Source organism: Pseudorhodobacter sp. W20_MBD10_FR17 (genome assembly GCF_052119765.1).
Lineage (GTDB): Bacteria > Pseudomonadota > Alphaproteobacteria > Rhodobacterales > Rhodobacteraceae > Pseudorhodobacter.
This window is the reverse complement of sequence record NZ_JBGQOQ010000067.1, coordinates 1-9,560: the sequence shown is the minus strand read 5'-3', so window position 1 is coordinate 9,560 and position 9,560 is coordinate 1. Positions and strand designations below refer to the sequence as shown.

General features: G+C 52.2%; 7 protein-coding genes and 3 pseudogenes. 7 read left to right on the top strand and 3 right to left on the bottom strand.

Translation table 11 applies throughout. The features are described 5' to 3' along the window. Positions 1-621: transposase (locus ACEN2J_RS20030; protein WP_442108426.1), on the top strand; the 621-nt coding region annotated here is incomplete at its 5' end. A gap of 62 nt (positions 622-683) precedes the next feature. On the opposite strand, the pseudogene ACEN2J_RS20025 reads toward ACEN2J_RS20030, so the two are convergent. Then, positions 684-854: pseudogene (locus ACEN2J_RS20025) on the bottom strand (IS4/Tn5 family transposase DNA-binding protein); the annotation flags it as partial. An 832-nt stretch (positions 855-1,686) separates the two neighbouring features. Between ACEN2J_RS20025 and ACEN2J_RS20020 the strand changes: the two are divergent. From ACEN2J_RS20020 to ACEN2J_RS19995, 6 genes and pseudogenes are all read left to right on the top strand, one after another. Then, on the top strand, positions 1,687-2,253 hold the full coding sequence (locus ACEN2J_RS20020; RefSeq protein WP_442108424.1) for a hypothetical protein: 567 nt from the start codon (positions 1,687-1,689) through the stop codon (positions 2,251-2,253). Positions 2,254-2,318: 65 nt separating this feature from the next. After that, positions 2,319-3,593 carry a CsgG/HfaB family protein gene (locus tag ACEN2J_RS20015; protein WP_442108422.1) on the top strand — a complete coding sequence of 425 codons (1,275 nt, stop codon included), beginning with the start codon at positions 2,319-2,321 and terminating at the stop codon, positions 3,591-3,593. 120 nt (positions 3,594-3,713) lie between these two features. Next, positions 3,714-4,655 (top strand): hypothetical protein, encoded by a 942-nt coding sequence (locus tag ACEN2J_RS20010; RefSeq protein WP_442108420.1) that lies wholly within the window; start codon positions 3,714-3,716, stop codon positions 4,653-4,655. 83 nt (positions 4,656-4,738) lie between these two features. Continuing rightward, positions 4,739-5,629 (top strand): hypothetical protein, encoded by an 891-nt coding sequence (locus tag ACEN2J_RS20005; protein ID WP_442108418.1) that lies wholly within the window; start codon positions 4,739-4,741, stop codon positions 5,627-5,629. 327 nt (positions 5,630-5,956) lie between these two features. Then, a pseudogene (locus ACEN2J_RS20000) lies at positions 5,957-6,708 on the top strand (IS5 family transposase). A gap of 267 nt (positions 6,709-6,975) precedes the next feature. Continuing rightward, positions 6,976-7,365: pseudogene (locus ACEN2J_RS19995) on the top strand (SOS response-associated peptidase family protein); the annotation flags it as partial. Here the strand turns inward: ACEN2J_RS19995 and ACEN2J_RS19990 are convergent. Further along, complete coding sequence (locus tag ACEN2J_RS19990) at positions 7,246-8,652, bottom strand: plasmid recombination protein (protein WP_442108416.1); 1,407 nt, start codon at positions 8,650-8,652, stop codon at positions 7,246-7,248. The pseudogene ACEN2J_RS19995 and the gene ACEN2J_RS19990 sit on opposite strands and share 120 nt — an antisense overlap. Before the next feature lie 385 nt (positions 8,653-9,037). After that, a complete protein-coding gene (locus tag ACEN2J_RS19985; protein WP_442108414.1) occupies positions 9,038-9,262 on the bottom strand; it encodes a DUF6471 domain-containing protein in 225 nt (74 codons plus the stop codon). Positions 9,263-9,560 lie beyond the last annotated feature (298 nt).

Genomic DNA, 9,560 nt, shown 5'->3' with positions numbered 1-9,560 from the left:
GGTTCTGGCTGGCTTGATCACCTGCCACGATACGCCGCCTTTCAAATCACGCCATCACCCAAATTCCCGCATAGCTCACGTTTTGTTTCGTCCAAGAGCGAAGAGCAGCAAGCGCGCGCCGCAATCTTCCGAGCCCGTGAGCGTGTGGTGCGTCAACGGACAGAGTTGATGAATGCATTGCGCGGCCTGCTCTACGAATACGGGGCAGTCTTTCCTGTCGGCCTCAGCCAAACAAAGCGAATTCAAGCCCATATCGACAGTGCGGATACCGAGCTTCCCGCGCTGGTCGTCGCGGAGTGTCAGGATCTCCTGTTGCAGATTTCCGAGCAAACAGCACGGATCGAAACCAAAACAAAGTTACTGGCACGTGTCGCAGCGAGCAGCGAGACAGCCCGCCGTTTGCAAACGATGCCTGGAGTCGGACCAATGACGGCTCTTGCTGTAGAAGTATTTGCGCCGGACATTACGGAATTCCGATGTGGCCGTGATTTTTCTGCATGGCTTGGCCTTGTTCCGCGCCAATATTCTTCTGGCGGTAACCCAATCTTCTCTGGTGCAGCACGCTTAAAGGTGAACTCCGTCGTGTCCTGCAAGATCAGGATTGGCCCATCATTTGCTTGAATACGCAAGGCTGAGGCGTTGAAGTGGCCCTCAAGAATCTTGTCCTCGCTGACATTCTCATTGGCATAGAAGCGGTAAGCGGCCTTGGTGTTTGCCCAACCCTGAAACGCCGTAGGCAGTGTACTTCCCGGGCGTTCGCCGAGTGCCTCCAACATCGCCCCAAGCCAGCGGTTAAGTCGAGCATCACCCAAGTCACATTCTGATATCTCGTCGGCCACCCAGTTTTGTCCCATGCTCGCACCAAAAATATTGAAGGTGCCAGAAAACGAATCACGTCCAATTCCGTCCGGTCAAGGGAAAATACACGGGGACGAAAACTTGTGGGTAACTTCAAGCCTATTTCCGGCACGTAGATTACTAATTGGGTGCCGGATCTGAGCGAAAGATGCTCGCACCCCGTTTGCGCACCACGGATCACTTTTGCACACTTTGGATTTTGCTTGAAAGCATACAAAACAGGGGAGGAAACAAATTAAATCTTAAAGAACCGAATTTGTTCTTTGAGATCTTCAAGTTGGGATTGTTATTTATGCAGCACACTATTTTTGTTCGGATGATATTTGTGTGTTCCACCGGTGCATTTCTAACTGGTTGTGTGTCTGAGCCCTCAAATGAAAATTACGGAATGTACCAAGACTGTGTCGAGGTACCACGTGGGATGGTTTTAAATAAATATAGCACTTTGCCAGAGTGCTGGGTGTTTAACGCGCGCCGTACCAAAGTCTTTTCTAGCAGTGTTGGACGTGAGGGGGGGGCTGGCAACAGTGGTTACTCTGGCCCTACAGGCGGCGGTTCTTCGTCGCCATCTAGCGGCGGATCGTCTGCTGCGTCAGCTGGTGGCGCGTCTGCGTCTTCTAGTGGCGGGTCGTCTGCTGCATCAACCGGTGGCGCGTCTGCGTCTTCTAGTGGCGGGTCGTCTGCTGCATCAACCGGTGGCGCGTCTGCGTCATCTAGTGGCGGGTCGTCTGCTGCATCAACCGGTGGCGCGTCTGCGTCATCTAGTGGCGGGTCGTCTGCTGCATCAACCGGTGGCGCGTCTGCGTCATCTAGCGGTGGAGAAGGCTAATGTTCCAGTTAGTCTACAGTCCATTGACCCTAGCTGCAATTATTGCATCTATTGCGTCTTTTCCGGCCTATGGTCAAAATGTGAGTACTGTTGGACAGGGCTGGACAAGCAGCTGGGGTTTTAAATCCTCGTCAGATGCAAGCATCGCGCTGTCGAGAGCTCAGGTCATTCGTAATGCGGAGACCACCCAGTCCCCCACCAGCGTGACGACGTATAATACGACTTATACGACCGACAATAGGTCTAATTATGTGGACGTCGTAACGGAAGGTCAGGTTACAACCGATTTTCAGCTCGGCGATAGAATTGGTCAAAACACCAACGCTGTTGGATCCATGAATACCGGAACGACCAATATTGATATTGTAGGGTCGTCTAACGTTATCTCGGCCACTAACTCTGCTGACAATACCGGGTGCGTAAATGGGTCAGCGCTGGATTCTATTGTCAATGATCCAGCGTTTATACAAGCGATGGGACTCGCTGGTTCAATTAGCAGTGACATCGGCGATATTTCGGTCGATGTTGGTGCAATTGCATCGCCAGCTCCGACTTGCGTTCAATAGAAATGGCTCGGCCCCCCCTCATATTAGGTGCGCTTATTGTTGCACCTTTCCTGTCTGGATGCGGTTTGGACGATGGTTTTCGGCTTGGCTTTATGCCTTCGACGCAGAATATCGAGTTACCCAAAGGCCCTCCCATCGAAGACTTGGTAACGCCGTTTGATACAGCGTTATCCTGCATGCAAGGTAAGCTGGAGCCTTCGATCAGTTTTGCTGTCGGGCAAGTCGTTGATGCAACCGGCAAAGAAACATATGCCGATGGTGGCTCGGGAAAATTCGTAACCCAAGGCGCTGGTGAGATGGTGCAATCTGCCCTGTTTCGGGCCGGTGTGACAGTTGTAAACCGTCGTGATCCCAACATCGCCATCGTCGAACAAAATTGGGGTATCCGAGACCTGAAACAGCAAACGCCTGCGAATTTTTACGTTTCGGGGAGCATCAACAGTCTGGATTTCATTCCGGGTGGCGGTGTCGCTGTAGACGTTGCAGGTATGGGCACAAGGGCGAAACAAAGCCGCATCTTGATTGCGTTAGATCTGTCGATGACGGATGCGTTTTCGGGGCGCATCGTTGGCAACGTATCGCTTCAAAAGCAAATTTTCACTCGCGAGGTGGGAAGTGCGACAGACCGCTTCTTTGGCCAAACCCTGCTGAGCCTAGAGGCTGGTGGAATGGAACGAGAAGCTGTGCATTTCGCGATGCGTCAATTGTTGAACTTTTCCACGATGGAACTGTTAGGCCAACTGATGGCGCGAGAAACCTATGAGGAATGTCGGAGTCTTGTTAGCCCATTGGACGGAAATACCCGTAGGCCGAGCGGTGGTCTGAACTTTGAGAAGGACCAAAACGAAGCCGCTATTGCAGCGTTGAAGTTGGCCAAGACACGCAACATCAAAGAGCCTATGCAGGCATTGCAACAGCCGGCAGCACCCAATGCCAAAACCCAGGCACAACGCGGCCCCGTCCCTCAAAAAGCGCTGGAACTTGCGGCGCGGGCAACGACCTACGCAGGCCGGGCGATAAATGCAGCCGAAGTGGCGACGAATGCAAAAACTTTTGACGAGGCATCAAGTGCTGCGGCAGAGGCAACGCAATTCCTAGCTGTTTCAGCAGCATCGCTGAAGCTGGCTTCGCAGAACGGGCTTTATGGCCCTGAAGGCGACGGTGCCGCGATGTTGGTACAGCAAGCCATGCTCGCCGTTCAGCAAGCACAGCAGTCTGCAATGCGCTTGAAAGCGAAAGATGAAGCAAAGCCAGAAGTCGACACGGCACCTGTGACGACAGCGCCACGCAACCAAATTCCCGGCACTAAGGAAAGTCAAACCGACCAATTGATACCTTAACCGGCCACAAGATTGAGGGATGGCAGCCGCCAGACTTCAAGTCCAAGCAGTCCCCTAACTACGGCTGTAAACAGGTGTTCATCTGCGAGGGGGCGGGTGAACTTTATGGAGACGAAGAAGATGAAAAAACTTCTAGCAACTACTGCGGTCGCAATGATCGCAATGTCTGGCACAGCTTCCGCACAATCGGTTTTGGAGCGTGTACTTGGACAAATCGATAACGCCACAAACCTCGCATCGGTAAATGGTACTTTCGCAAACATCGCCGAAAACATCGGTGGTACTTCTGCCCAGACCGTTTGGTTAAACACAACCGGTAATGTGATTACAGATGCTGAGTACCAGGCTGCCGCTGCCGAGCAGTATCAGTCCGATTATACTTCGGCTGTTGCAACTACTGACTACATCGATCCGACGACCCTCACAGTGCTAACTCCAGCACAATATGCTGCACTGTCGACTGCGGATCAAGCTGCCTACCAATTGGTCAGCACGACAGCCGGTTACTTTACTGATGGCTCGACTGTGCTCTCCACAGCATCGAAAGCTGCTCTCGTATCCGTGAACCCCTATGCTTCGTACACTTCGGATGTGATCCAGGTTTCTGGCCTCGACGGCGTCAACGGTTCGATCAACAACGTTGTTGATGGTATCACTGATGCAACACAAACAGCAGTTGCTGGCGTTGTGTCAGCAGTTGAATACAACATGCCAACACTGAACTTTGGTGATATGGCGACAACTGCACTTGGTGCTGTTAACACTGGCGATATCACGCTCGGCGTGAACTCGTCCGTTGACAATGCCAAGACGACATCAACCGAAGCCGTTTCTTCGGTCATGGCGCAACTCGGCGGTTCCGCTGACACTGGTGCAATCGTGCTGAACATCGCCTCCAACATGACCGGTATCAACGGTTCGATCAACAACGCTATGACCGAAGTCAACGGTACTGTTGGCAATCTGTCGACAACAGCACTTGGTGCGGTTAACACCGGTACGATCATCTCTGGTGTAAATGCTGCTGTAACGGGCATCACCGGCGCATCTGCTGGTCAATAATCTACACTACGTAGGTTCATTAATAAAGGAGGAGGCATTCGTGCCTTTTCCAATTTCGCAGATCAAGATAGATTGATTTAGCTATGGTAACCAGTTTTCAATTTCGGTTGATTTTGTTATGTGCTTTTGCAGCGTTGCCACAAACCTCATCAGCATCCGTCCTTGAACGTGTCCTGCAATTATTAGACACAGCATTCCCTCAGATCACAGCATTAAATATTTCAGCCAATATTGCAGAAAATATTAGCAATCCCACCACCCAGAACAGATCACTGGCCGCTGGCGACAGTGTGATCATCGGTTATGATGCACTTGGGTTGGCAATCTTAGGGACGGCTGACGACTTTGGGGTGTTGGTAACACCATCTGACGCAGCGGCACTTGGGTCTGGTCTAAGCGCAGGACTTTACCCTGTTGGCAGTGCGCTATATGCGATCCCGCCCGCAGGGCAATTGTCGATCTTCAACCAGACAGCAAGAGGCACGCTGCTCGATCAGGCGCGGATCTCGTATATGACCCGAATTGACGGGTCGATCACGACTATTATTGGCACAATGTATCCGCCTGAAATAAGCCAAGTCGCAGCCCTAGAGGCTGGCGCCAATTTTTTTGACTTGGGTAGCATCGGAAGCACCGCTTTGGGTGCCGTAAACGCTGGTGAGATTGTGACCAAGGTTCAGGTCGTCGTGGGCCCAGATGCGCTCGGCCTGAGCGGTATTGATATGGCGCGATTAAGCAAGGGCCCAAATATCACATTTGATTTCGCGTCGACGGATATAACATCGGTCTTGTCAAGCCATTTCAGACAGCTCGGCGGAAGTGCGGATGCCAGCATGATGGCAATTAACCTTGCCACCAATAGCACGGATGTGACGGGTCGGGTCACAAACATTATATCGGGCGTGAATGCCCATGTGGATTCAATCGTTACCACTGCACTCGGCGCTGTTAACAGCGGTTCGGTTTCGAATTAAAACGGAACGTCACGGCTATTCTTTCTGCTGTTCTACGGTGCAGAAATAGCCATTTATTTGGCCGCTCTGATTATTGCTGAGCAACTGTTCAAAAAAAAGCCACGCCTTTAAAAAGGCGTGGAAGTATTAGAGCAGTTGAAGACACGGTTCATAAAACGATGTCTGAGCGGTATAGTGTTTTAAGCATGTTACAGCATGTCAGTACATCTATCTTACGATAAATGTCGCCTCTTACGATGTTGCTACGTTTGACTAGGGCGTGTTGACGTTTGAGGATTCCCAAATCGGTTATTGAGTGATTCAAGGTTGCAAACATAGGAGGCAACCTTGATCCGCACCGCTATGGCCGACGCCCAGTGGGAAACCATAGCACCGCACTGTCTTGGCCGGAAATGTGACCCCGGGCGCACCGGGCCGAACCATCGTCTTTTTGTCGAGGCGGTTCTGTGAATTGAACGAACGGGATGCCCTTGGCGCGATCTGCCGTCAGAGTTCGGGCGATGGAATACAGTCTTCAAGCGGTTTCGCAGATGGGTCAAAGCGGACGCATTCTATCGAATGTTCAGAGTGTTAGCCAAAGACTCCGACTTTGAATACGCGATGGTAGACGGCACAATCGTCAAGGTGCACCGTCATGGCCAGGGCGTAAAAGGGGGACACAAAGCCAGGCCATTGGGCGTTCTCGTGGTGGCATAACCAGCAAGATCATGGCACTGACAGATGCTTTGGGCAATCTGATCGACTTCCGGCTGCTCCCCGGACAGGCGCATGATTTGCGCGGCACATCGGCGTTGATCGACGGGCTAACCTGCGGCCAGTTCCTTGCCGACCGGGCATTCGACGCCAACTGGCTCCGTGACGCGCTGACAGATGCCGGGATCGAAGCGGACATTCCGCCAAAATCCAACCGTCGGTTTCCGGCTGACTTCGACCGAGACACCTATAAATGGCGGCACCTGATCGAGAATTTCTTTGGAAAGCTCAAGGAATACAGGGAAATCGCAATGCGCTGCTGCAAAACTGACGCCAGCTTCAGCGCATTCATCTCTCTTGCGGCAACCGTGATCCGTTTGAAGTGAACGTCAACACGCCCTAGAAATGCCCTTCTGAAGCTCCTTACTCGCATTGGTCAAGTGAAGCCCAAGAAAACTGCCCAAGAACCTTCTGAAAACTGTTCAGAAAATCAATTTTCAACGCTCGGGAATGCTCAGAATTGGCCAAACTTCCCCCCTCACGCCGCACACTATATCTTGTTTCGGGAGCTTTTGCCGCAAACGGAGCCATTTATTTTCAAAGCATGTTCCCGTAAAGTTCCAGATAAGCCCACCCATGACTCCGGATACCTCATGTGCAATCTCTATTCCCAGACCAAAAGCCAGGATGCGATGCGGCATGTGTTTGATGATATGCTGATCGGGGATGAGATGCTTGAGGATCTGACAGGCAACCTTCCCGCACAAACAGGCATCTACCCGGATTACGCCGCGCCGATCATTCGGCAGGGGGCGCAAGGCGGATGGCAAATGGCCAAGGCGCGCTGGGGGATGCCCACGCCGCAGGTGTTTCTTGAGGGTAAACGCACCGATCCCGGTGTCACGAATATTCGCAATACTGCCTCACCCCATTGGCGGCGCTGGCTGGGGGTGCAGAACCGCTGCCTCGTCCCCTTCACCAGCTTTTCCGAACTGGACACGCGCGCTGGCAGTCCGCGCAATCATCCCATCTGGTTTGCGCTCGGCGACGACCGCCCCTTGGCCTTCTTTGCAGGCATTCACACCGAATGGACTTCGGTGCGCAAACTGAAGGAGGGCGAGGTCACGGCCGATCTGTTTGGATTCCTCAGAGGATTTCATCGTGATTTGCCCGTCGGCATCATCGACCCGCATAGTCCCGTCGAAGATCTCGCCCACAACACTCTCGACAGCCGCCATTCCGGCCTCATATCCGGCTTGAGCGACTTCGGCAGCGGCAAGGCTTTTCGAAGCCTCCGCCTCCCTTTCAACGGCACTCTCTGCAGCCTTGATTGCATCGCTCTGGGCTTTTGCAACTTTCCGCTTTTCAAAAACGAGATCGATCCCCTCTGAATTTAGGCGTGCGTGTTGTAATTCCACAGCCACTTTCGCGGTTTGCAGCTCTGCCTGTTCCTCCCGGAGGGTTCCCTCCAGCGATGCCATCTCCAGATCTTTTTTCGCAATGCGGGCTTCATAGACACGCAACCGCGCCTCTTCTTTTGCGTTCAGCTCAGCTTTCGCATTTAGTTTGTCCAAGTATGTTTTGGTCTTCTCTATCGATGCCTCCAACGCCGCAGCCTCGACTTGCAAGGCCTCAATCTTGGCCTGCTTAGCCTCAATTTCGAGGGGGAGATCATCATGAAGCTGGCGGACGCTGCGATTGAGGGTTTCCGGATAATCCGCGCCAGCGGCCAAACGATCCGCCTTCCGATGGCCCCGTTCAATCTTTGGATGGTGCCGTTGCATGACCAAGGCACCGAGGTCTTGCAGCCCAACCAATACCTTCGTTTTTGCCATCTCGCTGACCGCGTTGCCGTCATCGTCATAGGCCCGCAACATGAAATGGGCGTGAATTGTCGTCTCATCCAAATGCACGACCAGAGCCTCTACCTTTGTGTTGAGGCGTGCCGCGATCTCCTGAACCAATTCGATAAAGGCCGCGTCTTGCTTATCTGGGGTCAATTCCAAGAAATGCTTGGCTGCAATATGTCCGAACGTGATGATGCCAACGGTGACAACGGCCGCGTCTGATTTCATGGCGCGGATACGCCCTGCCTTTTCCCGCAGATCCTTATTCTCAGCCTGGATCTGAGGTAAAGGACGCAACTCAATCAGCGGCCTATTCAAATGAGAGCGCGCGCGATCAACGTAAGCAGGTTGTTTTCCGATCCGGAAATCATGCCGTCTTTGCCATTTGGCACGGCTCAGTGATTTCGCTTTTATGCGAATGGAAACGGCATTTGGGTTTGAATGCCGAACAGGGATGAGGATGTCTTGTATGTAATCTTTCATGGTCCCATAATCCGAGGGATCGATGAAAATCCAAAATAGAATGATGAAGATAAACTTTAAAACACCGACTATTTTCTAGCCTATGTTAGAACCTACTAGGCATAACCTCACCCCAAGGGGTTCGTTTTATGCCATGTAGTCGAAGGGGGAAGCTGCACATCCCCCTTTCGAAACCCTCTGCCGAAGGGGCTGGCGCCCCTTTCGAAACCCCAATTGTGCGCCCAATGTCGCACCTTCCACTGCATTCAATCCTAGGCCCGCAACGGAAACCTATGGAGCGCTCGTCGTCCAAAATCCACAAACCGATCAGCGCCCAGGATAACCTTTGGGTACAATTACAATTGTCCTATGCGCCCACGGCCTGCGTCAATGAAACCCGCTATACCTATTCTAAATACAGGTGCCCTGAGCCGATCGCTTCTAAGCATTGAAGCAGAAAGGCCGCCGAAAACTTTCCGCGCGAAAGCTTATTTCTGACGTTCACCTCTTTCTCAATCACCCCAATCACCTTCAGTTTTTCCACAAGCTGCGCATAAGTGACCCCTTTTCGCTTCAGTTCGGCTTTCAGAAGGTTTGCAGCCTTTGTTTCCCAGTCTGTTTGCTCGGGCATATATCTCTCAGTAAATAAAAGTATCGAATACGTTACTTATATACTTGCGCACGATACATCAACGCACTATATACGTTACTAATGCAACGAAAATAGTGCGTTTACCTTAGATTTCTGCCCACACCCATCACGGGGATGCTCATCCCGAAAGCCATGCGCAAAAAATGATCGCCTCCGATCGCAACCAGCGCCAAATTTCTTGGCATTTAAAGGAACTAAAAATGCTTCAAACCAATTTCACCCTCTCCACCACGCGCGCCATCACGGTCGTCCATCGGTCTGATGACCCCAAGCGCCG